Annotated in this window: 20 protein-coding genes, 2 tRNA genes and 3 rRNA genes; 12 read left to right on the top strand and 13 right to left on the bottom strand. The window is 61.5% G+C overall.

The window, feature by feature from the left end; all coding sequences use genetic code 11:
* Positions 1 to 17: 17 nt before the first annotated feature.
* The 9 genes from KR49_RS06515 (at position 18) to KR49_RS06475 (ending at position 9,985) form a co-directional block, all read left to right on the top strand.
* Complete coding sequence (locus KR49_RS06515) at positions 18 to 1,772, top strand: TolC family protein (protein ID WP_071839698.1); 1,755 nt, start codon at positions 18 to 20, stop codon at positions 1,770 to 1,772.
* Positions 1,769 to 2,569, top strand: coding sequence for an inositol monophosphatase family protein (locus KR49_RS06510; protein WP_371257662.1), 801 nt, complete (start codon positions 1,769 to 1,771; stop codon positions 2,567 to 2,569). Before KR49_RS06515 ends, KR49_RS06510 begins: the two co-directional genes overlap by 4 nt.
* Before the next feature lie 622 nt (positions 2,570 to 3,191).
* A 16S ribosomal RNA gene (locus KR49_RS06505) occupies positions 3,192 to 4,677 on the top strand.
* Positions 4,678 to 4,866: 189 nt separating this feature from the next.
* A tRNA-Ile gene (locus tag KR49_RS06500) sits at positions 4,867 to 4,940 on the top strand.
* Positions 4,941 to 4,949: 9 nt separating this feature from the next.
* Positions 4,950 to 5,022 (top strand) — tRNA-Ala (locus KR49_RS06495).
* Positions 5,023 to 5,474: 452 nt separating this feature from the next.
* Positions 5,475 to 8,340, top strand: a 23S ribosomal RNA gene (locus KR49_RS06490).
* A 110-nt stretch (positions 8,341 to 8,450) separates the two neighbouring features.
* A 5S ribosomal RNA gene (gene rrf, locus KR49_RS06485) occupies positions 8,451 to 8,567 on the top strand.
* The 16S, 23S and 5S rRNA genes sit together here with 2 tRNA genes alongside, the layout of an rRNA operon.
* A gap of 130 nt (positions 8,568 to 8,697) precedes the next feature.
* Positions 8,698 to 9,573 (top strand): YihY/virulence factor BrkB family protein, encoded by an 876-nt coding sequence (locus tag KR49_RS06480; RefSeq protein ID WP_052378197.1) that lies wholly within the window; start codon positions 8,698 to 8,700, stop codon positions 9,571 to 9,573.
* Between the two features lie 76 nt (positions 9,574 to 9,649).
* Entirely contained in the window at positions 9,650 to 9,985 is a 336-nt protein-coding gene (locus KR49_RS06475) for a hypothetical protein (RefSeq protein WP_043693055.1), read from the top strand.
* Here the strand turns inward: KR49_RS06475 and KR49_RS06470 are convergent.
* From KR49_RS06470 to KR49_RS06440, 8 genes are all read right to left on the bottom strand, one after another.
* Positions 9,961 to 10,314: a DUF2834 domain-containing protein gene (locus tag KR49_RS06470; RefSeq protein ID WP_043693052.1), complete on the bottom strand. Its 354-nt coding sequence runs from the start codon at positions 10,312 to 10,314 to the stop codon at positions 9,961 to 9,963. The two genes, KR49_RS06475 and KR49_RS06470, sit on opposite strands and share 25 nt — an antisense overlap.
* Positions 10,307 to 10,567 carry an exodeoxyribonuclease VII small subunit gene (gene xseB, locus KR49_RS06465; RefSeq protein ID WP_043693049.1) on the bottom strand — a complete coding sequence of 87 codons (261 nt, stop codon included), beginning with the start codon at positions 10,565 to 10,567 and terminating at the stop codon, positions 10,307 to 10,309. Before xseB ends, KR49_RS06470 begins: the two co-directional genes overlap by 8 nt.
* Entirely contained in the window at positions 10,564 to 11,727 is a 1,164-nt protein-coding gene (gene xseA, locus KR49_RS06460) for an exodeoxyribonuclease VII large subunit (RefSeq protein WP_043693046.1), read from the bottom strand. Before xseA ends, xseB begins: the two co-directional genes overlap by 4 nt.
* A complete protein-coding gene (locus KR49_RS14295; protein ID WP_173402138.1) occupies positions 11,717 to 11,893 on the bottom strand; it encodes a hypothetical protein in 177 nt (58 codons plus the stop codon). Before KR49_RS14295 ends, xseA begins: the two co-directional genes overlap by 11 nt.
* Before the next feature lie 109 nt (positions 11,894 to 12,002).
* The gene (locus KR49_RS06455) at positions 12,003 to 12,149 is read right to left on the bottom strand and encodes a chlorophyll a/b-binding protein (RefSeq protein ID WP_043697009.1); all 147 of its coding nucleotides are present in this window, start codon (positions 12,147 to 12,149) and stop codon (positions 12,003 to 12,005) included.
* A gap of 93 nt (positions 12,150 to 12,242) precedes the next feature.
* The gene (gene hrpB / locus KR49_RS06450) at positions 12,243 to 14,753 is read right to left on the bottom strand and encodes an ATP-dependent helicase HrpB (RefSeq protein ID WP_043693041.1); all 2,511 of its coding nucleotides are present in this window, start codon (positions 14,751 to 14,753) and stop codon (positions 12,243 to 12,245) included.
* Between the two features lie 205 nt (positions 14,754 to 14,958).
* A complete protein-coding gene (locus KR49_RS06445; RefSeq protein WP_043693038.1) occupies positions 14,959 to 15,342 on the bottom strand; it encodes a hypothetical protein in 384 nt (127 codons plus the stop codon).
* Positions 15,343 to 15,401: 59 nt separating this feature from the next.
* The gene (locus KR49_RS06440; protein ID WP_043693035.1) at positions 15,402 to 15,659 is read right to left on the bottom strand and encodes a DUF2973 domain-containing protein; all 258 of its coding nucleotides are present in this window, start codon (positions 15,657 to 15,659) and stop codon (positions 15,402 to 15,404) included.
* Between the two features lie 249 nt (positions 15,660 to 15,908).
* Between KR49_RS06440 and KR49_RS06435 the strand changes: the two genes are divergently transcribed.
* The gene (locus KR49_RS06435) at positions 15,909 to 16,955 is read left to right on the top strand and encodes a trypsin-like peptidase domain-containing protein (RefSeq protein WP_253912858.1); all 1,047 of its coding nucleotides are present in this window, start codon (positions 15,909 to 15,911) and stop codon (positions 16,953 to 16,955) included.
* A gap of 5 nt (positions 16,956 to 16,960) precedes the next feature.
* On the opposite strand, the gene KR49_RS14290 is transcribed toward KR49_RS06435, so the two are convergent.
* Both KR49_RS14290 and KR49_RS06430 read right to left on the bottom strand, forming a co-directional pair.
* Positions 16,961 to 17,134, bottom strand: a complete 174-nt coding sequence (locus KR49_RS14290; RefSeq protein WP_173402137.1) for a hypothetical protein — start codon at positions 17,132 to 17,134, stop codon at positions 16,961 to 16,963.
* 127 nt (positions 17,135 to 17,261) lie between these two features.
* The gene (locus KR49_RS06430; RefSeq protein ID WP_043697003.1) at positions 17,262 to 18,986 is read right to left on the bottom strand and encodes an ATP-binding cassette domain-containing protein; all 1,725 of its coding nucleotides are present in this window, start codon (positions 18,984 to 18,986) and stop codon (positions 17,262 to 17,264) included.
* 67 nt (positions 18,987 to 19,053) lie between these two features.
* Here KR49_RS06430 and KR49_RS14285 point away from each other — a divergent pair, with 67 nt between their 5' ends.
* Positions 19,054 to 19,209 carry a hypothetical protein gene (locus KR49_RS14285; RefSeq protein ID WP_173402136.1) on the top strand — a complete coding sequence of 52 codons (156 nt, stop codon included), beginning with the start codon at positions 19,054 to 19,056 and terminating at the stop codon, positions 19,207 to 19,209.
* Here KR49_RS14285 and KR49_RS06425 read toward each other — a convergent pair.
* Both KR49_RS06425 and KR49_RS06420 read right to left on the bottom strand, forming a co-directional pair.
* Positions 19,187 to 19,417, bottom strand: a complete 231-nt coding sequence (locus tag KR49_RS06425; protein WP_043693032.1) for a hypothetical protein — start codon at positions 19,415 to 19,417, stop codon at positions 19,187 to 19,189. The two genes, KR49_RS14285 and KR49_RS06425, sit on opposite strands and share 23 nt — an antisense overlap.
* Before the next feature lie 56 nt (positions 19,418 to 19,473).
* Positions 19,474 to 19,782, bottom strand: coding sequence for a hypothetical protein (locus KR49_RS06420; RefSeq protein ID WP_043693026.1), 309 nt, complete (start codon positions 19,780 to 19,782; stop codon positions 19,474 to 19,476).
* Between the two features lie 105 nt (positions 19,783 to 19,887).
* Between KR49_RS06420 and KR49_RS06415 the strand changes: the two genes are divergently transcribed.
* Positions 19,888 to 20,202 (top strand): hypothetical protein, encoded by a 315-nt coding sequence (locus tag KR49_RS06415; protein ID WP_043693023.1) that lies wholly within the window; start codon positions 19,888 to 19,890, stop codon positions 20,200 to 20,202.
* A 7-nt stretch (positions 20,203 to 20,209) separates the two neighbouring features.
* Here KR49_RS06415 and KR49_RS06410 read toward each other — a convergent pair whose 3' ends face one another.
* The gene (locus KR49_RS06410) at positions 20,210 to 21,349 is read right to left on the bottom strand and encodes an anhydro-N-acetylmuramic acid kinase (RefSeq protein WP_043693018.1); all 1,140 of its coding nucleotides are present in this window, start codon (positions 21,347 to 21,349) and stop codon (positions 20,210 to 20,212) included.
* Positions 21,350 to 21,356: the final 7 nt, after the last annotated feature.

The raw sequence follows: 21,356 nt of genomic DNA, 5'->3' as shown, positions 1-21,356 counted from the left end.
GTGTTCTCATTGCGGGCATGCTGGTCACAGTTGCACTTCCTGCCTTCGGTCAGGACAAGGCGAGTGAAGAGACATCCGCCGGTTATCTCGTCGATCAATCAACGCTTCCGGATGCGATCACGCTGAAGGGAGCACGACCGAAGGCTGATCCATCGGAGATCCAGCCGGCTGCCACGTCCCTGCCGGCGGATCTGCAACCCCTGCAAGCGCCTCCCAGCCTGGCGCTTCCCGATCAGACCGATCAGGTCAGCATCCATGAGCTGCGCCCGATCACCCTTGAAAATGCCCTCGAGCTCGCTGAAGTCAACAGCCCCAGGCTGAAGGCGGCAGCCAGTCAGGTGGACCAGGCCAAGTCGGCCCTTCGGGCGACGATTGCCTCCTGGTATCCCACCGTTGATTTCTCCGCCAACGGCCTGCCGGAGTACTTCAAGTCCTACACCTACCGGAACCCCGACTTCGTTCCGTCGACCACCATTCCCGAGGTGACCAATCCGCTCACCGGAGAGGTGATCCGTCCGGCACGGGAGCGTCGCGGCGAACCCCAGCGCTACGGGCGCGAATGGCGCGCTGACGTGAACCTGCGGGTTCGCTGGGACATCATCAATCCCTCCCGGGTACCGGACATCGCCGCTGCCCGTGATCGCTACGAGCAGGCAAGAGACAGCTATCTGATCGCTTTGCGTGATCTCCGCCTGGATGCAGCCACGGCCTATTTCCGACTTCAGGAATCCGACGAAGGCGTCCGTATCGGACAGGATTCGGTGCGCGCTTCGCTGGTCAGCCTCCGCGATGCCAGGGCCCGTTACAACGCTGGGGTCAACACGAAGCTTGAGGTGCTCGAAGCGGAGACGCAGCTGGCCCGTGATCGCAATCTCCTCACCGATCGCCTCGGAACCCAGGACTTCACCCGTCGCAACCTGGCGGCGCTACTCGATCTCCCTCAGGACATCACCCCCACAGCGGCGACGCCGGCCCGGCCTCTCGGGCTCTGGGAGCCCACGCTTCAGGAAAGCATCGTGGCCGCCTACAACTTCCGCGAAGAGCTGGATCGCCTGATCCTGGACATCTCGATCAATAACAGTCAGGCGAATGCCTCGCTGGCGGCCGTCCAGCCGGTGCTCAGCTTCGTGAACACCACCACCAGTTTCCGAAATCAAGGCCAGACCGGTCTGGACTCGCTCGGGTCCATCGACATGGACGATTACACCTGGGGTGTCCAGAACAGCTCCGCACTCACGGCGACCTGGCGCCTTTATGACGGTGGACGTGCCCGTGCCGAATACCGTCGCTTCAAGCAGGCGGCCGAGGAAAGCGCTTTCAATCTGGCGGCGACCCGCGATCAGATCCGCCTGGAGGTGGAGGACAGCTTCATCGGTCTGAGAACGGCGATTCAGAACATCCAGACCACCTCCAGCGAAGTGCTGTCATCACGTGAATCGCTGCGTCTGTCGCAGCTCAGGGTGCAGGCCGGTGTGAGCACCCAGCGTGAAGTGGTGGACAACCAAAGGGATCTCACCAACGCTGAGATCCGTTATGCCCAGGCCATCCGGGAGTACAACACCAGCCTCGCCGAGCTGCGGCGTCGAACCGGACTGGATGCTCTGATCGCCTGCCCTGAGTCCAACCTTTCTTCCTCGAAGCCCGATTCCGGTCGCCTGGTCATCCCGATCGAACCGACACCGCTGAAGGCCGCCTGTCCGGCTCTGGCTTCCACGGCTGCAGGGTCTGGCAACGCTGATCTTGAGGCGTCCCCGGTGCGGGCCCTCTGGTGAGCACGCTGCTCCGGGCGGATCAGCTCAGCAGCATCCATCAGTTGCTGGATCGTGTTGCCGAGCGGCAACGACAGGACTTCGGTCACATCGGTTCGGATGTGAAGCCTGACGGCACGTTGATCACCGCCTGCGATCGCTGGAGCGATGCAGCCCTGGTGGATGGTTTGAACAGGATCACTCCCGGTGAGGGGGTTCTCAGTGAGGAAGGCTCTCAGGTGGTGCCTGATTCGCCGGCTTACTGGGTCGTCGATCCCTTGGATGGAACCACCAATTTCGCGGCTGGAATCCCCTACTGGGCGATTTCCGTCGCCCGATTCTCTGCAGGACGTCCCGTCGAAGCCTTCCTGGACATTCCAGCGATGGGCCAGCGCATCGTTGCGATCCGTGGCTGCGGTGTCTGGCGGAACGGTGAGCCGCTCACGGCCCTGACCCGCACCACGGTCACCAGTGCCTGTGTCTCCCTCTGCAGCCGTTCGATCCGGGTGCTCCAGCGCTGCCCGCAGAAGCCGTTCCCGGGAAAGCTGCGTCTGCTTGGGGTCGCCAGCCTCAACCTTCTCAGTGTCGGCATGGGGCAGACCGTTGCGGCACTGGAGGCCACTCCAAAGATCTGGGATCTCGCCGCTGCCTGGCTGGTGCTTGAGGAGCTGGGCTGCCCGATCCGCTGGCTGGACGCAGACCCCGGACAGCTTGTCCCGGGTCAGGGTCTGGCGCAGGCCAGTTTCCCGATGCTGGCAGCTGGTTCCTGGTCTCAGCTGGCCCAGCTGCTGCCCTGGGGAGAGGCGCTGCTGCTGCCCTGAAGCTTGTTATTGCGTCGGGGCAGCGAGGGGTGTTATGGTTTTGTCTTGCGCAGGAGCCGAGAGGCGAGTGCGCAAGCCGAAGCGCTGAAGGCGAAAGCCTTGAGGTGTCTGAGGCGGCTTACAGGACCAGGAGGGAGAGATCCCACGGTGTTGTAAGTTTCACAAGCGGTCGCGAGACCGCGTTGATCAACACCCACCTTCTGAAAGGGAGGAGAGGATAGTTGATCGAACCTGGACAATTGAAAAGTTTAGGAACTGACGCTTTCATCGCGTTCAGATGAGCATTGAGCCGCAAGGTGAGGTGCACATTTGAATGAAGAAGCGATGAAGGTGTGAGGTCCCGTCAAAAGAACAAACGTGTTGCAGAGAAGCATTGTGCTTGCAACGGCGAGGTTTTCACGAGCCTTGCGGTTGCCGGTGTGCGCAATGTGGAGCAACAACCGGATCTGAGATCCTGGAAAGTCATTGAAAGAGAAATCTAGAGATGCACTCTTAAGAACCCTTTCTGTGTCAGCGGGAAGGAGGCCTCAACTGTTGCCGGCATTGGCTGAGTAATGGGTGACGCAAATCATGTTGAGCGATTCAGGTAAGCAATTATTTGAGTTGTAAGAGGACATGAACTACAACGGAGAGTTTGATCCTGGCTCAGGATGAACGCTGGCGGCGTGCTTAACACATGCAAGTCGAACGAACCTTCGGGTTAGTGGCGGACGGGTGAGTAACGCGTGAGAATCTGCCCTCAGGAGGGGGATAACAGCTGGAAACGGCTGCTAATACCCCATATGCCGCGAGGTGAAATGAATTTCGCCTGAGGATGAGCTCGCGTCTGATTAGCTAGTTGGTGTAGGTAAAGGCTCACCAAGGCATCGATCAGTAGCTGGTCTGAGAGGATGATCAGCCACACTGGGACTGAGACACGGCCCAGACTCCTACGGGAGGCAGCAGTGGGGAATTTTCCGCAATGGGCGAAAGCCTGACGGAGCAACGCCGCGTGAGGGATGAAGGCCTCTGGGCTGTAAACCTCTTTTATCAAGGAAGAAGATCTGACGGTACTTGATGAATAAGCCACGGCTAATTCCGTGCCAGCAGCCGCGGTAATACGGGAGTGGCAAGCGTTATCCGGAATTATTGGGCGTAAAGCGTCCGCAGGCGGCCCAGAAAGTCTGCTGTTAAAACGTGGAGCTTAACTCCATCATGGCAGTGGAAACTGTTGGGCTTGAGTGTGGTAGGGGCAGAGGGAATTCCCGGTGTAGCGGTGAAATGCGTAGATATCGGGAAGAACACCAGTGGCGAAGGCGCTCTGCTGGGCCATAACTGACGCTCATGGACGAAAGCCAGGGGAGCGAAAGGGATTAGATACCCCTGTAGTCCTGGCCGTAAACGATGAACACTAGGTGTCGGGGGAATCGACCCCCTCGGTGTCGTAGCCAACGCGTTAAGTGTTCCGCCTGGGGAGTACGCACGCAAGTGTGAAACTCAAAGGAATTGACGGGGGCCCGCACAAGCGGTGGAGTATGTGGTTTAATTCGATGCAACGCGAAGAACCTTACCAGGGTTTGACATCCTGCGAACCTCTTGGAAACGAGAGGGTGCCTTCGGGAACGCAGTGACAGGTGGTGCATGGCTGTCGTCAGCTCGTGTCGTGAGATGTTGGGTTAAGTCCCGCAACGAGCGCAACCCACGTCTTTAGTTGCCAGCATTTAGTTGGGCACTCTAGAGAGACCGCCGGTGATAAACCGGAGGAAGGTGTGGATGACGTCAAGTCATCATGCCCCTTACATCCTGGGCTACACACGTACTACAATGCTACGGACAAAGGGCAGCAAGTTCGCGAGGACAAGCAAATCCCATAAACCGTGGCTCAGTTCAGATCGTAGGCTGCAACTCGCCTACGTGAAGGAGGAATCGCTAGTAATCGCAGGTCAGCATACTGCGGTGAATACGTTCCCGGGCCTTGTACACACCGCCCGTCACACCATGGAAGTTGGCCACGCCCGAAGCCGTTACTCCAACCCTTGTGGAGGAGGACGTCGAAGGTGGGGCTGATGACTGGGGTGAAGTCGTAACAAGGTATCCGTACCGGAAGGTGCGGATGGATCACCTCCTAACAGGGAGACAAACAACGATTTTGATGCCTGAGTACTTTTATTCTTAGGCCGAAATCCTGTCACCTTAGGTCGATCGGTACCTCAGCGTTGAAGTAACTGAATCAGCAGCAATGTTGATTTGAGTTATGGAGATGATCAGTTCCTAAACTTTGTCTAGGTCACACCCCACAAGGGTTGAGTTTTTTTCCTGGGCCATTAGCTCAGGTGGTTAGAGCGCACCCCTGATAAGGGTGAGGTCCCTGGTTCAAGTCCAGGATGGCCCATTCGGTGTTGGGGGTTTAGCTCAGTTGGTAGAGCGCCTGCTTTGCAAGCAGGATGTCAGGAGTTCGAGTCTCCTAACCTCCACTGACCGAACTCAATCTCCATTTTCCGTGTAACGGGAAATGACTCGAAATGAGGAGTGTGATTTGGATAATGTCCGCTGGATGACCCCAGCTTCCTGTCATTCCAAGGATGAGTGAGAACTCATGATTTGGTTGATAAGATGCTGGGCTCAATTCAAGTTATTGAGCAATCAATGATTTGATTTGGAGTCTGGCAGAACCTTGACAACTGCATAGGTGAAGTCTGGAAAAAACAAAGCATCTCATGGATGCATTGTTTTGAGTCTGAGTATCCGAAAGGATGCCTAGAACCAGAGCAATGAAAATTCTTTTGAGCAAGAGCCGAGACTCTAAAATGTTCTTCTTATCGTGTCGAGCGATGAGGAGTTTGATTTTGTTTTCAGTGTCAGTGAAAACTGAGGTTGAAAACAGAAGAATCCGTCTCAACAACGGTAAGCGTTTTAGAGGTTAATTGGTCAAGCTACAAAGGGCTCACGGTGGATACCTTGGCACACAGAGGCGATGAAGGACGTGGTTACCTGCGATAAGTCTCGGGGAGCTGGAAGCACGCTTTGATCCGGGAATTTCCGAATGGGGCAACCCCTAGTACGGCCAGCTGAATCCATAGGCTGGCGCGAGCCAACCCAGCGAACTGAAACATCTTAGTAGCTGGAGGAAAGGAAAGTAAAAACGACTCCCTCAGTAGCGGCGAGCGAACGGGGAAGAGCCTAAACCGATGCTTTCGAGCATCGGGGTTGTGGGACAGCAACGTGGATCAGGAATGTTAGGAGAAGTGTTTGAATGACACGCCACAGAGGGTGAAAGCCCCGTAACTGAAAACTGAACTGACCTAGCTGTATCCCGAGTAGCACGGAGCACGTGAAATTCCGTGTGAATCCGCGAGGACCACCTCGTAAGGCTAAGTACTCCTGTGTGACCGATAGCGAAACAGTACCGCGAGGGAAAGGTGAAAAGAACCCCGGGAGGGGAGTGAAATAGAACATGAAACCGTGAGCCTACAAGCAATGGGAGCCCTACTCATAGGGTGACCGTGTGCCTGTTGAAGAATGAGCCGGCGACTTATAGGCACTGGCGGGTTAAACCGGAAATGGTGGAGCCATAGCGAAAGCGAGTCTGAATAGGGCGCTTGTCAGTGTTTATAGACCCGAACCCGGGTGATCTAACCATGGCCAGGATGAAGCTTGGGTGATACCAAGTGGAGGTCCGAACCGACTGACGTTGAAAAGTCAGCGGATGAGCTGTGGTTAGGGGTGAAATGCCAATCGAACCCGGAGCTAGCTGGTTCTCCCCGAAATACGTTGAGGCGTAGCGTCTGATGCTCCAGCAGGGGGGTAAAGCCACCATTTCGGTGCGGGCTGCGAGAGCGGTACCAAATCGAGATGAACTCTGAATACCCTGTGTGTAGTCAGGCAGTCAGACTGTGGGGGATAAGCTCCATGGTCAAGAGGGAAACAGCCCAGACCGCCAGCTAAGGTCCCCAAATCAACACTAAGTGATAAAGGAGGTGGGATTGCATAGACAACCAGGAGGTTTGCCTAGAAGCAGCCATCCTCAAAGGAGTGCGTAATAGCTCACTGGTCGAGCGATCCTGCGCCGAAAATGAACGGGGCTAAGTGTTGTACCGAAGCTGCGGATTTATGGTAGGGGAGCGTTCTATGTGGGGCGAAGCGTTAGCGTGAGCGGACGTGGACTGCATAGAAGTGAGAATGTCGGCTTGAGTAGCGAAAACATGGGTGAGAATCCCATGCACCGAAACCCTAAGGGTTCCTCCGGCAGGCTCGTCCGCGGAGGGTTAGTCTGGACCTAAGGCGAGGCCGAAAGGCGTAGTCGATGGATAACAGGTCAACATTCCTGTACCGGTTATGTTTTGGGAAGAGGGACGGAGAAGGCTAGCCAAGCCAGATGTTGGTTACTGGTTCAAGCGTTCGAGGCGTTGAGGAGCGGAGAAAACGTTCCGAGCTGAGGCGTGAGTACGAGCTGCTACGGCAGCGAAGTTGGTGACGTCATGCTTCCAAGAAAAGCTCTATACCCGTTAAGGCATAACTGCCAGTACCCGAAACCGACACAGGTGGGGTGGTAGAGAATACCGAGGTGCGCGAGGTAACTCTCTCTAAGGAACTCGGCAAAATGGCCCCGTAACTTCGGGAGAAGGGGTGCCACCGCAAGGTGGTCGCAGTGAAGAGGCCCTGGCGACTGTTTACCAAAAACACAGGTCTCCGCTAAGTCGCAAGACGATGTATGGGGGCTGACGCCTGCCCAGTGCCGGAAGGTTAAGGAAGCCGGTCAGCGTAAGCGAAGCTGGCGACTGAAGCCCCGGTGAACGGCGGCCGTAACTATAACGGTCCTAAGGTAGCGAAATTCCTTGTCGGGTAAGTTCCGACCCGCACGAAAGGCGTAACGATCAGGGCGCTGTCTCGGAGAGAGGCTCGGCGAAATAGAATTGTCTGTGAAGATGCGGACTACGTACACCTGGACAGAAAGACCCTATGAAGCTTTACTGTAGCTTGGTATTGTGCCCGGGCTCTGAATGCGCAGGATAGGTGGGAGACGTTGATCTCATGCTTGTGGGTATGAGTTAGTCACTGGTGAGATACCACTCTTTCAGAGCTAGGGTTCTAACGTTCACCCGTTATCCGGGGAGCGGACAGTATCAGGTGGGCAGTTTGACTGGGGCGGTCGCCTCCTAAAAGGTAACGGAGGCGCGCAAAGGTTCCCTCAGGCTGGTTGGAAATCAGCTGACGAGTGCAAAAGCAGAAGGGAGCTTGACTGTGAGACCAACAAGTCGAACAGGGACGAAAGTCGGCTTTAGTGATCCGACGGTTCTGAGTGGAAGGGCCGTCGCTCAACGGATAAAAGTTACTCTAGGGATAACAGGCTGATCTCCCCCAAGAGTTCACATCGACGGGGAGGTTTGGCACCTCGATGTCGGCTCATCGCAACCTGGGGCTGAAGTCGGTCCCAAGGGTTGGGCTGTTCGCCCATTAAAGCGGTACGCGAGCTGGGTTCAGAACGTCGTGAGACAGTTCGGTCCATATCCGGTGTACGCGTAGGAACATTGAGAGGATTTCTCCCTAGTACGAGAGGACCGGGAGGAACGCACCTCTGGTGTACCAGTTATCGTGCCAACGGTAAACGCTGGGTAGCCATGTGCGGAGTGGATAACCGCTGAAAGCATCTAAGTGGGAAGCCCACCTCAAGATGAGTGTTCCCATGGGGTAACCCAGTAAGGTCACGGGCAGAACACCCGTTGATAGGCTCTACGTGGAAGTCCAGTAATGGATGCAGCGGAGGAGTACTAATAGACCGAGGGCTTGACCAACTTCTTGGTTCTTGCCTGAAAGACAGACTTTGTTTGATTCAGACGCGCGACGAAAGTTGCAGATCCTATGCAGTTCTCAGGGTTCACAACCCATGAGAATGTTTAACTATCCTGGTGTCCATAGCGGTGTGGAACCACTCCGATCCATCTCGAACTCGGTTGTGAAACGCATCAGCGGCGACGATATTTGGGGGGTAGCCCCCTGAGAAAATAGCTCGATGCCAGGTAAAACATTCCATACGAAGAAACCACCTCGCAACGAGGTGGTTTTTTTGTGCCTGAACATATTGCTTGCCGTTGTAGCGTTTCGGCAGTGATGGCGAAGCCGTGGCCAGGCTTGTGTCTCGAATCCGTTGGATGAGTCGCAGGCTCTGGCATGCAGGACTGCGCTGGTCTCAGTGTGATTGTGTGGACCTCAGTGCTGCTTTCGCATACTTCACTCTGCAGTCGATCTTTCCTCTTTTGTTGATCGCCCTGGCGGTGGCTGCGAAAGTGTTCGGAAGCACCAGTGGCATGGATCAGGTGATCGATGCGATCACGCCTCTGCTGCCCCCTTCGGCGGTGGGTGTTGTTGAGTCAACGCTGCTCGGTCTCGTGGCACAGGGGTTTGGAGCCGGTTTGTTCGGCGTTGCCCTGCTGGTGCTGGCCGCTAGCAATGCTTATCTCACACTGCAGCGGGGAGCGGACCGGCTCTGGGAGGAGTTTCTTCCGCAGACAACAACTGTTGTGCCTCTGAAAACCCAGGCGATCGACTTCGTGCGGGGGCGTCTGGAAGCCTTCCTGATCGTTGTTTTGGCGGCGTCATTGATTGTTCTGGAGCAGATTGTTTTCAATCTCGGCAGGATTCCTGAAAGCCTGATGGCATCGTTGTTGTCCATGTGGCCCGATGCCGTGGTCGTACTGAAGACGATTCCATTTCTGAATGTCGGACATGTCATCGTGCCGACGCTGTGGCTGTCGTTGTTATCTCTGCTGCTTCAACGGGTTCTTCCCAGTCGTCGGGTTCCCTGGAAACCATTGATTCCAGGGGCTCTGCTGGTGGGTGTGGCGTTGAACGTTCTCAACAGTGCCTTCAGCTTGAGCATTATTTCCCTCGGTAATCGTTTTCAGGCTTATGGCGTGATTGGTGGTGTGATGGTGTTGACCTTATGGGTCTGGTTGATCGGTGTGATTCATTACTTTGGCCAGTGTCTGAGTGTTGAACTGGCGAGCGCACGATCCACGCGCTTGTAAGGGAAATCCGCCCTGCGAAGCATCTTGAATCCACGGCAACGGCTGCGATGCTGAAGCAAGGAGCCTGGAAGTGATCATGACGCGCCCCTCCCCCTTGGTCTGGCTGGCCATCGTGCTGTTGCTGCTTCTGCCAACGGCCGCAGGGCGCCTGCTGCTGGATCTGGCTGGCGGATTGCTGCTCATCCTGTTGGTTCTGCCGTTCCTGCTGACGGGGCTGGGCTGGATCGGCTGGAAGATTCTTCAGTCGCGCATGGTGACCTGTTCGGCCTGTGGCGCGGTGAACTTCGGGGGATCCAGCGTCTGCAGCGTCTGCGGAACCGCGCTTGATGGGATGTCAGGGCCTGATCCATCGGTCCCAGCCAGTGAGGTGACCATCGATGTAACGGCTCAGGATGCCGGTTCCGACTCCTGAGCCAGCAGGTGGCGCTCCCGCAGAAACAGAAACAGGGGGGCCCCACAGGCGAATGACACGCTGAAGCTCACCAGGATCGCCACCCACCAGGCGCGGATCTTCAGCCGTGGGCCTTCGGTGCAGATCCAGAGGCTCACGGCCGAAGCGCCGATCAGCAGGTCTGAGCTCAGTGAGCGGGCGGCGGCTGTGCTGGAGGCGTCGGCGATGAAACGCGGCAGATCAAAGGCCTGACCCCCGCTTTCCGCGATGAACTCCAGATTGGCGCGCCAGGGGAGCACAGCTCCGAGCAAGGCCAGGGCCAGATAGATCCAGGGCAGAACCTTACGCATCGTCTGAGGGCTCCAGGGTGTCGGGGTCGAGCTGAACCACCGCTTCTTCCATTGTCTTCAACAGGCTCTCGCAATGGTCGAGATAGACCTGTCCATGCAGCACATGCCGTTGCAGCTCCGCCATCGGAACGGCGTCATCCTGCAGCTCGGCCAGGATCAGATCCAAGGCCTGCAGTGCTTCCTCGTAGCTGAGTCCGGAGGCGTCCTTTCGCCAGTCCTTGATCCGGTCCTGAAGGGACTCGCTGTCGTTCATGGAGTCGATGCGTCGGAAGCGGGGCGGATGGCATCCACCCTGGTGTCGAGCAGACCATCACGGAGCTGCACAGTCAGCCTGTCACCGGGTTGCACATCGCTGATGCCGGTGACCGCGGCTCCGCTGGCGTCGTTCACCAGGGCCAGTCCACGCTGCAGCCATCGTTCAGGCGAAAGCGCCTGCAGCAGAAGCCGTTTCTGCTGTAGCTCCTGGCGCAGGCGTGGCAGGCGGGCTGTCGGTGCCTGTTGCTCCAGCCGCCGCCGCCGATCCAGCAGCCGCTGACGCTCACGGGCCAGCCGCCAGCTCGGCAGATCACGCAGCCGCTCTCGTCTCCGCTGCAGGTCCCGTTCCACCGTCTGGCGATCCGGCAGCAGCGCCACGATGGCGGCGGTGGGGGTGGCGGCGCGGTGATCGGCGACCAGATCGGCCACCGTGAGGTCATCCTCGTGGCCGAGGCCGGTGATCACCGGCACGGGAAAGACCGCCAGATCCCTGCAGAGCCCTTCGTCGTCGAAGACCGCCAGATCCTCGCGACTGCCTCCGCCCCTGGCGAGCACAAGAGCTTCCAGTTGCAGATGTTCGTGACGCATCGCGAGTGCGGAGAGCACGCCACGAATGCGTTCAGCCACCGCTCCCTGAACGGGAATCGGCACCAGCAGCAGCCGGGTCATCGGCCAGCGTTCCCGAGCCGTTCGCAGCATGTCCGCCAGCGCGGAACTGGGCACGCTGGTGAGGATGACCACCACGGCAGGTCGCAGCGGCAAGGGGCGTCGACGGGCAGGATCGATCACCCCTTCCTCGAGCAGCCGGTCTCGCACCTGCTCGAACTGACGCAGCACGGTGGTGAGGCTGGGCCTGATGTCCAGCACCTGCACCGACAGGCTGGCGCGGGCGATCCAGAAATTGAGCTTGCCCACCACGGTGACGCCGTCACCGTCCTGCGGATGATGGCTCAGCTGCTTGAGGCGGGAGGCCCAGACCACACCGGTGATGCTCGCGTCACCGTCAGTCAGGGTGAGCCACAGATGCCCCTTTTTCAGCTGCGGTCTCGAGACGCTTGCCTCGACCAGGAAGCGGGGGGCGAATCCGCGTTCCAGCAGGCTGCCGACGGCGGCATTCAGTTCACCGACCGAATAGGTCGGAATCCGATCAGCGCTCAAGGCGGCGGTAGGCGAGACCCCAGTAGAGACAGACCAATCCACTCACCATGGCCACGAATGCACCCCATGGTTGATGCAGCTGGGTCAAGGAGATGGAGAAGATCACAAGGGCACTGCTCAGGAGCCTCGATCCATCGCGGCGGTTCTGAACGTAGAGCGGTGCCAATGTCAGCCGTTGAGATTCGGTCCACTGTGAACCATGGTGTGGACATCCAGGCGAAGACAACAAAAAACCCCACCGACGATCGGCGGGGTTTTGTGAAGCCCTGAAGGGATCAGCCGAGGCCGATCTGGGACAGGATGCCCTGGCCGGTCAGCAGCTCGGTGCCGAGGCCGATGACGAAGCCGAGCATGGCCAGGCGGCCGTTCCAGGTCTCAGCGAAGTTGACGAAACCGAAACGGGATTGGGTGGAGTCGGACATGAGGAAGAACCGATTGGTTGGAAGCAATGTAACAAAGGATGGAGATTTGTTGCTTGTGCTTTCGGTGACACCGCTGAGTGATGCGCCGGCCTTTCAGTTCGGACGCGATGGCCGTCGTTTTGTTCGGGCGGTGGGGATCGCCTGGCGTGGATCCTCCGGCCAGGGGTGCTTCGGATAGCGCCCGCGCATGTCGCGTCGGACGTCGGCGTAACTTCCGCTCCAGAAGCCAGCCAGGTCGCAGGTCCGCTGCAAAGGCCGCCCGGCCGGGGAGAGCAGTTCGAGCGTCACCGGCAATCGTCCATCGAGCAGTTGAGGGCTGTCAGCGCAGCCGAACATCTCCTGCAGCTTCACGGCAAGGACCACTTCATCCTCTTCGTAGCGCAAAGCGGCGCACCGTCCGGACGGGATCGGAACCTGGCGGGGCAGCAGTGTCTCCAGTTGCTGTCGATGCCCCCACTCCAGGTCTGTCCAAAGAGCGTTCTCCAGGGTGGTGGGATCCAGGTCCTGCCAGCGGAGGCAGCCGATCAGGACCGGGCCGAGCCAGTGCTCCGCCGTGGCGAGCAATGCCTCAGGCGTTCTCTGCGGCCAGGGAGCTCCCAGATGGCGATGGGCCAGATCCTGGCGCCGACAGAGCTGTTGCAGGGCATCGGTCCAGGGCAGCCAGTCGAGGCGGCGCGACTCCGCCAGCAGACCCAGCAGCAGATCGCGGCACTGGAGTCCGTCCGGGGTCGGCAGAGCGTCCTCTCGGATCGTGAGATGCCCCAGCATCAGCCTTCGCCTTGCCCGGATCCGTGCTGCGGCGGCATCCCAGTGCGCGCTGTCCTGCCACTGCCCCTCCTGCGCGGCCAGGCTCTGCAGCGTGGCGTCGCTGATCGCCACGGCGAGCTGAATGCGGGTCTCGCGACTGCCGAGGTCCACCCGTGCCACCGCCAGCGCCTCGGCCCCTGTCAGTGGGTCATGCGGCACCAGATCGGCTCCGCGTCCCTGACGCAACCGGTAGCGGCCCGGCTGGCCGGGACGCTGCAGTGCCAGCCAGCCTGGAAACGCCGCCAGGATCAGCCGGGAAGCGTCCTGCTCCGGTTGGTCATGGGGAGGATCGAGCTTCAGCGCCTCCAGCTGGCGGCGCAGCTGACGGCTGAGCTGTCGCAGCGGGGCCAGCCGTCTCTCCCGTTTGAGAGCCTCGAGCCGGGCGTGCAGGTCGCAACCGCTGTCGCGTAGACGCAGCGGGTCCCGTTCGCTCAGCAGAGCCGCCAGATCACATCCGAGTTCGGGACAGCCCCGTCGGTGTGCCTCCAGCATCAGCACCCCCAGGCGCGGATGCGTGCCCAGCTGGCCCAGCAGCCTGCCGGAGGGGCTCAGCCTCCCGTCGGTGGTCAGGACCCCAAGGGCGATCAGCTGTTGCTGGCCCTCCAGCAGCGATGCCGCAGGCGGTGGCTCGAGCCAGGGAAGCTCCTCCCCGAGGCCTGCGCCCCAGGCTGCCAGTTCCAGCACCACGGGCTGCGGATCCGCCAGCTGCAGTTCCGGCGTGCTGAAGGCCGGCCGCCGCTGCTGTTCCGCTGGAGACCAGAGCCGCACGCAGCAGCCCGGTCCCTGGCGTCCTGCCCGTCCGCGGCGTTGATCGGCGCTGGCCAGGCTGGAGGGGACTGTCTCCAGGCCTTCCATGCCCTGCCCGGGGTCGTAGCGCAGCTGCCGGCTGAGTCCGCTGTCGATCACCAGGCGCACGCCGTCGATGGTCACCGAGCTTTCCGCGATGGCGCTGGCGAGGATCACCGTTCCGTCATGGTCAGCGCTGCAGCGCTGCAGGGCACGGTTCTGCTCCTCCAGGGGCAGCTGGCCATGCAGCGGCAGGATCCGCCAGCGCCGCAGGTATCCAGCTGTCTCCAGCAGTTCCTTGCACCGGATGATCTCCGCCAGGCCCGGCAGGAACACCAGCACACCGCTGCGTGCGGGCAGCTCGATGGCGTGGGTTTCGATCGCCCTGAGGACCTGACGAGGCAGGGCCTCATCGCGCCGGGGGAGCTGGTGAACGGTCTCCACAGGGTGAGCCCGCCCCTCGCTTTCCAGCACGGCGGCCTCCGGCAGACGGTTCCGCAGGTCGGAGAGATCGAGCGTGGCTGACATCAGCATCACCGCCAGCTCCGGTTGCAGCAGCGGACGGGCTTCCTGCAGCAGTGCGAAGGCAAGATCGGCGTCCCGACGACGTTCGTGGAATTCGTCGAACAGCACCACGGCCACACCATTGAGAGCCGGGTCGGCCTGCAGCCGTCGCAGAAACAGGCCATCGGTGATCACCTCCACCTGCGTCTGTGCCGAGCGTTGCTGCTCGCCGCGGACCGAGAAGCCGACCCGCTCACCGACGCTTTCCCCAAGGGTCTCCGCCAGGCGGGAAGCAGCGGCTCTGGCAGCCAGGCGTCGGGGTTCGATCATCCAGATCCGCCCCTCCCGGATGCGGTTGTCGCCCATCGGGCCCAGGGCGCCCAGCAGAGCCAGAGGCACGCGGGTCGTCTTGCCAGCTCCTGGAGGAGCCTGGAGCAGCACTGTGGATCCCGGTTGCAGCGCTTCGCAGAGCCGCGGCAACAGCGGATCGATCGGGTAGGCCGTCAAGCCGGGACTCAGTGAACGAGGTTCAGCACCCCGAGCAACAGCAGGCTGCTGACGGCACCGAAGGCGGCGAGCAGCTTCACCAGCGGCCCAAGGGAGGCGGTGAGGTTGGCCATAAAGACTTCCTTAAAGGCCGGAATAATTCCGGTCTAGCTCCGGTCGCCGCCGCTTGTGGTCGCTGTTCGCACGTTTTTACAGAGCGTTGGATTCAGCGCACATGGCGGGTGCCATCCACCGGGTGGTACTCCTCTCCCGTGAGCTCCTCGAACACGATCGCCGGCAGCCCGGTTTCGAACATGGTCTGAAGCGCTTCCTTGAGATAGGGATTCCATCCACCGGTGCTCACCTGGCCGTGGCGCACCGTCCAGTCCCAGGTCCCCTGCAGATCCCGGGGAATCCGGCCTTCGCGGTCGCGACGGGCCACCAGGTCAAGGGATTCCACCAGACCCACGATCACCGGTTGTTTGCCGTAGGCAGGCGTGAGGCTGAGCTCGAGTCGCACAGGATCTTCCTTCAGCATCCTCAGACGGAAGCGGGGCGGAAGTTTCACGCCCTTGATGACTGCAGCAACGATCCGTGTTCTCTGATCCACTCGTTCGACCCTCTCATCGATTCCAGAACGGTGCCGTCTGACGACAACCGATCCCTAACTTATTCAGCAGTGGTCCCTGAGGTATCTGAGCCGGCCTCCTCGTCGCCGCCGAAACGTACCGTCAGCAGATCCTCCTCGGTGATCCGCCCGTCGTTGTCGAGCAATTCCGGGTGCACGGTGACACGGCCTGTACGGTCAGCGGGCTCATCAATCGGACCGCTTGCCGCTCTGAATCCGCGGCTCATCACGCGGAACGCCTGCCACAGCAACGCCACGAACACGACGCCGTAGAGAACGGGGAACAGGGACGACAGCATCGTTGGGCCAAGCGTTCCAACAGCACCATCATGGCTGTCAGCAGGGACTGGACGCACTCGGTCACAGGTCTGACCGGCCGCCGTCTGGATTGCGCCAGACCATCTCCTTACGGTTTGAACATCTCTTCGTTAATCCTGCTGGTGAATCTGTCGAACTGGACCCCGCCCCGCGCCCTCCTTGTTCCTGTCGTCGCTGGTGGCCTGTTGATCGGCGGTGCTGCCGCCCAGCAGTTCGTCACGGCTCAGCAGATGGCTCAGGCCGCACCGGCCTCGGCGGCGCTTTCACGGGAATCCTTCGTGGCGGCGGCCGTGAAGCGCAGTGGAGCGGCCGTGGTGACCCTGGAGACCGCCCGCACCGTGCGCAGTCCGGGGGTGTCCGGCCTGCCTCGCGGACTGATGGCGGATCCCATGTTCCGTCATTTCTTCGGAATACCCGGTACGGCGACGCCCCGTTCACGCGTGCAGCGCGGCCAGGGCAGCGGGGTGATCTTCGATGCGGAGGGATTGCTGCTCACCAACGCCCATGTGGTGGAGGGTGCCGACACCCTCAGCGTGGGGCTCTCCGACGGCCGCCGGGTGTCCGGCCGGGTGGTCGGCAAGGACACGCTCACCGACCTGGCGGTCGTGCGTCTTGAAGGCAAGGGGCCCTGGCCCACCGCGACGCTGGGGAATTCCGATCAGCTCAATGTCGGCGACTGGGCCATCGCGGTGGGCAACCCCTTCGGTCTTGAGAACACCGTCACCCTCGGCATCATCAGCAATCTGAACCGCAACGTCTCCCAGCTGGGGATCTCAGGCAAGCGGCTGGATCTGATCCAGACCGATGCTGCCATCAACCCCGGAAATTCCGGCGGCCCCCTTCTCAATGCCGATGGGGAGGTCGTCGGGATCAACACCTTGGTGCGCTCCGGCCCCGGAGCCGGTCTCGGATTCGCGATCCCGATCAACCGGGCTCAGGCGATCGCCCGTGAGCTGGTGAAGTCCGGTCGGGTCCAGCATCCGATGGTGGGTATCGGTCTCTCGCCGGTCCCGTCCCCCAATCCTGGCGCTGCCGTGCCTCCCGGGGCTGTGATCCGTTCGGTGCAACCCGGAGGTCCGGCAGACAAGGCCGGCCTGAAGGTGGACGACGTGATCATCTCCATCGATGGCCGCACCATGAAGGGCCCGGCTGCCGTGGTCAGCGCCATCGAAAGCCGTGGAGTCGGGGAGCGGCTGCGCATCACGGTGCGACGCGGAGAGGACGAGGTGACGCTCGAGGTCACACCGGTCGACCTCTCCACACTTCAGCCGGCCTGAGAGGGCTAGCTCTCGGAATCCCGCAACTGTTCCACGCAGCGGGTGATGCAGTCGCCGTCATCCAGCGAGCAGGTCGTGATGCATTCGAAGTAGGTCTCCACGGCATCCCAGGTCTGCTCGTTCTGTCCGGACGGACCGCTGGACGAGGCAGCGAAACCTGGACGGGAGGCCTTCGTCATCACGGCTGGGAGCGGGTTTTGTCAGCCTATGCACACGTGATGAACAGGTAAAGGAGAATGAGTGGTCCTGCCTAAGTCTGTGTGAAGTCTGCTTAAGGCAGTGAGGCTCTTCGGTTGAGATCGCTGTTCAGGCCGTCTTCTTGCGGCGGGCCTGCCGGTCCTTCTGCTTCTGGCGATTCGCCTTCCGTTTCTCTTCCTGATCCGCTGCGAGCCGCTGCTGTTCCGCTGCAGCCCTTTCCTCCGCCTTCTTTTCGAGGTAATAGGCGTAATCGCCCCGGTACAGGATCAGGTCGCCATCGCGCAGCTCCACGATGCGATTGGCGACCTTGGAGATGAAATAGCGGTCGTGGGACACCACCAGCACGGCCCCCTCGAAGTGCTGGAGTGCCTCCTCGAGCATCTGCTTCGCCGGGATGTCCAGGTGGTTGGTGGGCTCATCCAGCACCAGCAGATTGCAGGGGCTGAGCAGCATCAGGGCCAGGGCCAGGCGAGCTTTCTCGCCACCGCTCAACTTGCCCACCTCCTTGAACACGGTGTCGTTGCTGAAGCAGAAGCTGCCAAGCAATGAGCGCACCTGAGTCTGGGTCCAGTCGGGCACCGCCTCGAACATGGTGTCGATCACGGTCTTCTCCAGATCCAGCGCTTCAGCCTGGTTCTGTTCGAAATAGCGCCCCACCACGTTGTGCTCACCCAGGCGGGCCGATCCGTCGTCGGGGGTCTCCAGGCCCATCACCAGCCTCAGCAGGGTGGATTTGCCTGCGCCGTTCGGTCCCACGAAGGCGATGCGATCCCCCCGTTCCACCTCGAGGTCGGCACCGAGGAACAGGATCTTCTCGCCGTAGCTGTGGGTGAGGTTCTCGATCACCGCCACCTGGGCACCGGAACGTGGGGCATCGGGAAAGCGGAAGCTCGGGCCAGCCACCGTCTCGATCGGTGCATCGACCATCTCGACCTTCTCGAGCAGTTTCTCGCGGCTCTTGGCCTGGGTGCTGCGGGTGGCGCTGGCGCGGAAGCGGTCGATGTAGGCCTGCTGGGTGGCGATCTCCTTCTGCTGGCGATCAAACGCCGCCTGGGTCGCCTCCTGTTCCAGCTGTTTCTGCTCCAGATGGGCGGTGTAGTTGCCGAGGTAGCTGCGGGAAATGCCCCGTTCCGTGGAAACGATCTGATTGCACACCCGGTCCAGAAAGGTGCGGTCGTGGCTGATCACCACCAGCGCTGCGGTCTGCTCCAGCAGGTAACCCTCCAGCCACTGGATCGTCTCGACGTCCAGGTGGTTGGTGGGCTCGTCCAGCAGCAGCAGGTCTGGTTCCTGGAGAAGGATCTTGCCGAGGGCGATGCGCATCTGCCAGCCGCCGGAGTAATCCCGCACCAGCTGTTCAGCGCCCTCAGGCGTGAACCCGATGGTGGGCAGAAGCTTGTCGATGCGCGCGTCGAGCTCGTAACCGTGGAGAGCTTCGAACCGGCTCTGGAGCCGGCCGAGCTCGTGGATCAGCTGGTCGAGATGGGCGGGATCCTCCGCTGCCTTCTCGGAGCCCATCTCATCCTCCACCTGCCGCTGACGGTTGAGCACCGTGGCCGCCTCTCCGAAGGCCTGAAACAGCTCCTGCCGGACCGAGCGGTCGGGATCCACATCGAACTCCTGCTGCAGGTAAGCGATGCGGGGTTCACCCTGGCGCACCACCTGGCCACTGCTGGGCTCTTCCTCGCCTGCGATCAGGCGCATCTGTGTGGACTTGCCGGCACCGTTCACCCCCACCAGGCCGATGCGGTCTCCGGGTTTCACCTCCCAGGTGACATTCCGCAGCACCTCCCCGGTGGGATAGATCTTGCTGACGTGCTCGAGTCGCAGCACCGGCCAAGGGGCGTTGAGCACCCATCATCCCTGCCGGCAGACTGAACAGTCTCTGGCTCACCGCTCGATGCCGAAACTGGAGCAGCTGGCAGCGCTGGTGGTGGCGGCGGGCCTCGCCCTGGTCAGTTACTGGCTGTTCTTCAGCTGGGCTGGTGGCGGCGGTTACGAGCGTCGTGCTCCCTCCCGGGATCAGGCTGCCCTCACAGACCGCCGCGGGCCTTGATCAACCAGCGGCTCGTGTCGGCGTCGTCGAGGCTGGCCAGGTGTGCCTTCACCTCGTCCGGAGTCACCGGCAGACCAAGGTCGTCTCCCAGCCGGCAGATGCAGTCCATCGCTCCGGTGGGATCCTGCAGGGCCTGACGGAACAGTGCCTGGGTCTGATCGGGATTGCTGCGGATCCGCTCATAGAGCGCAGCGGCATTGGCGGTCATCGGCCTCACGCGTCTGACGCAACGCTATTCAGAGCCGTGGAATCTGACCGCAGGCCTCAGGCGGCCCTGTCGATCCCTTCCTCCCGCTGACCGAGGGCGGAGGCGTCCTCCATGCTGCGGGCATCCATGCAGAGCACCTTGCGGAGCTGGGCGTAATTGGCGGCCTGGGAGCTGCGGCCCTCCTGGCTCGCTCCGTATTCCGCCCGCTGCAGCACGTGGTGCAGATGGGTCAGCAGGTAGGTGCTGATCACGGCGGACACCAGCACGTCGCTGTTGTCCGGGCCGCGCCGGTTCGGGCGGCGTCGGGGACGGCGACTCGGCTGGGATTGAGCCTTGGTGGTCGCTTTCGAGGCGGATTGCGTCATGGGGTACTCCGAGGAGGACCAGTGCCCTCACCATAGTCGTGGATACTACCCTTGCCCACCTCTGTACACTTTCGGGTAGCTGAGACTCCATCTGGAGATCCGGTCGTGCCCACCCGTCAGACCTCGACCAGCGGGAAGCCCAAGTCCCCGCGGATTCAGGTGGTCCTGCCCGAGGATCTCTGTGCCCGGCTGACGGCCTTGGCGGAGCAGGAATCCCGCACCGTCAGCAACATGGCGCGTGTGCTGATCCAGCAGGGGGTGCAGCGCCATGAGCAGGGCGATGCGGGGCAATCAGCTGCCAAGGAGTCTTCGCCGGCAGCCATGCGGCCGGAAGACAGGCTCCGCAACAGCCTCGAGGCTCAGCAGCCCAGGCGTCTGCGCGGAGCGCCGCGTCGCCTGAGGCTGCATCGGCCCGGCTGAGGCAGCCTCAGGCCGGTTCCACCCTCACCCCCAGCAGCGTCTCCCGTGCTGCGCCGGTGATCGCCGGCGCGTTGGCCGGGTGGCCTTTGTGGTGCCACCAGGCCAGCAGGGCGAACACGAGGGCTTCCCGGGCCTCCGCCGCCAGCCCCAGGCTGTCGGAGCTGCGCAGCTGCAGGCCATGGCATCGCCGGCGCAGGGCCGACATCAGGCTGGGATTGCGTCGTCCGCCGCCGGCCACCACCAGCTCGAGAGGCCGGATCCCCTCCCGCTTCTGCAGGCGGTCGAGATCCTGCCCCACCACGGCTGCACTGAAGCCGGTGAGGGTGGCGATCGCATCCTCCGGTCGCATCCCGGAGAGGTCACCCAGTCGCCGCTGCAGATCTTCGGCTCCGAAGCGTTCTCGCCCGGTGGATTTCGGCGGATCCTCCTGGAAGTAGGGCTCCGTCAGCCAGCGGCGGATCCAGTCATCCCGGCACTCACCGGCTGCAGCCGTCGTGCCGTCCCGGTCGAAACGGATCCGGCCTTCGCTGAATCGCTGCATCGCCAGATCAATCAGGGTGTTGGCGGGTCCGCAGTCCCAGCCCCGCACCGCGGCGTTGCGATCCGGACCGCATCGCGGCGGGATCAGCGTCAGGTTGGCGATGCCCCCGAGATTGAGCAGGGCCCGCCAGCCGTCGATGCCCCCTAGCAGCGCCGCATCGGCCCTGGGCACCAGCGGTGCACCCTGGCCTCCCAGGGCCAGATCCGCTGCCCGGAAGTCGTGCACCACCGCTCGCTCCAGCAGTCGGGCCAGCAGAGGCCCCTGCAGCACCTGCCAGCTGGCCCCCCGGCGTCCGTTTGCCGGCGGGCGATGCCACAGGGTCTGGCCATGACACCCCACCAGTTCGGCTCTGCTGTCCGGATCGCAGGCCCAGGCGGCAGCCGCCTGGGCTTCGGTGACCGCTTCCGCCAGCTCCAGCCAGGCTCCGGCTGTCAGCGGAGTGCCCTGTCCGGCGGTCACCAGCTGATGCTGCAGATCCTCCGGATACGGGCAGTGCTGATGCCGGATCAGCCGCCAGCGGGGACGTTCGGCCCTGCCCCGGAAGTCGGCCAGAACGGCATCGACCCCATCAGCGCTGGTGCCGCTCATCAGACCGAGGCAGAGCATGGGCGGG

Source organism: Synechococcus sp. KORDI-49 (assembly GCF_000737575.1).
GTDB lineage: Bacteria > Cyanobacteriota > Cyanobacteriia > PCC-6307 > Cyanobiaceae > Parasynechococcus.
This window is presented reverse-complemented; position numbering and strand designations above follow the sequence as displayed.

Excerpts from the sequence above, each read along its gene's own strand:
- KR49_RS06420 (WP_043693026.1), bottom strand. The coding sequence starts at position 19,782 with ATGACGCAATCCGCCTCGAAAGCGACCACCAAGGCTCAATCCCAGCCG.
- KR49_RS06470 (WP_043693052.1), bottom strand. The coding sequence starts at position 10,314 with ATGCGTAAGGTTCTGCCCTGGATCTATCTGGCCCTGGCCTTGCTCGGA.
- KR49_RS06440 (WP_043693035.1), bottom strand. The coding sequence starts at position 15,659 with ATGCTGTCGTCCCTGTTCCCCGTTCTCTACGGCGTCGTGTTCGTGGCG.
- KR49_RS14285 (WP_173402136.1), top strand. The coding sequence starts at position 19,054 with ATGCCGAAACTGGAGCAGCTGGCAGCGCTGGTGGTGGCGGCGGGCCTC.
- KR49_RS06475 (WP_043693055.1), top strand. The coding sequence starts at position 9,650 with ATGACGCGCCCCTCCCCCTTGGTCTGGCTGGCCATCGTGCTGTTGCTG.
- KR49_RS06425 (WP_043693032.1), bottom strand. The coding sequence starts at position 19,417 with ATGACCGCCAATGCCGCTGCGCTCTATGAGCGGATCCGCAGCAATCCC.
- KR49_RS06480 (WP_052378197.1), top strand. The coding sequence starts at position 8,698 with ATGAGTCGCAGGCTCTGGCATGCAGGACTGCGCTGGTCTCAGTGTGAT.
- KR49_RS06455 (WP_043697009.1), bottom strand. The coding sequence starts at position 12,149 with ATGTCCGACTCCACCCAATCCCGTTTCGGTTTCGTCAACTTCGCTGAG.
- KR49_RS06515 (WP_071839698.1), top strand. The coding sequence starts at position 18 with ATGCTGGTCACAGTTGCACTTCCTGCCTTCGGTCAGGACAAGGCGAGT.
- KR49_RS14290 (WP_173402137.1), bottom strand. The coding sequence starts at position 17,134 with ATGACGAAGGCCTCCCGTCCAGGTTTCGCTGCCTCGTCCAGCGGTCCG.
- KR49_RS06410 (WP_043693018.1), bottom strand. The coding sequence starts at position 21,349 with ATGCTCTGCCTCGGTCTGATGAGCGGCACCAGCGCTGATGGGGTCGAT.
- KR49_RS06435 (WP_253912858.1), top strand. The coding sequence starts at position 15,909 with ATGGCTCAGGCCGCACCGGCCTCGGCGGCGCTTTCACGGGAATCCTTC.
- xseB (WP_043693049.1), bottom strand. The coding sequence starts at position 10,567 with ATGAACGACAGCGAGTCCCTTCAGGACCGGATCAAGGACTGGCGAAAG.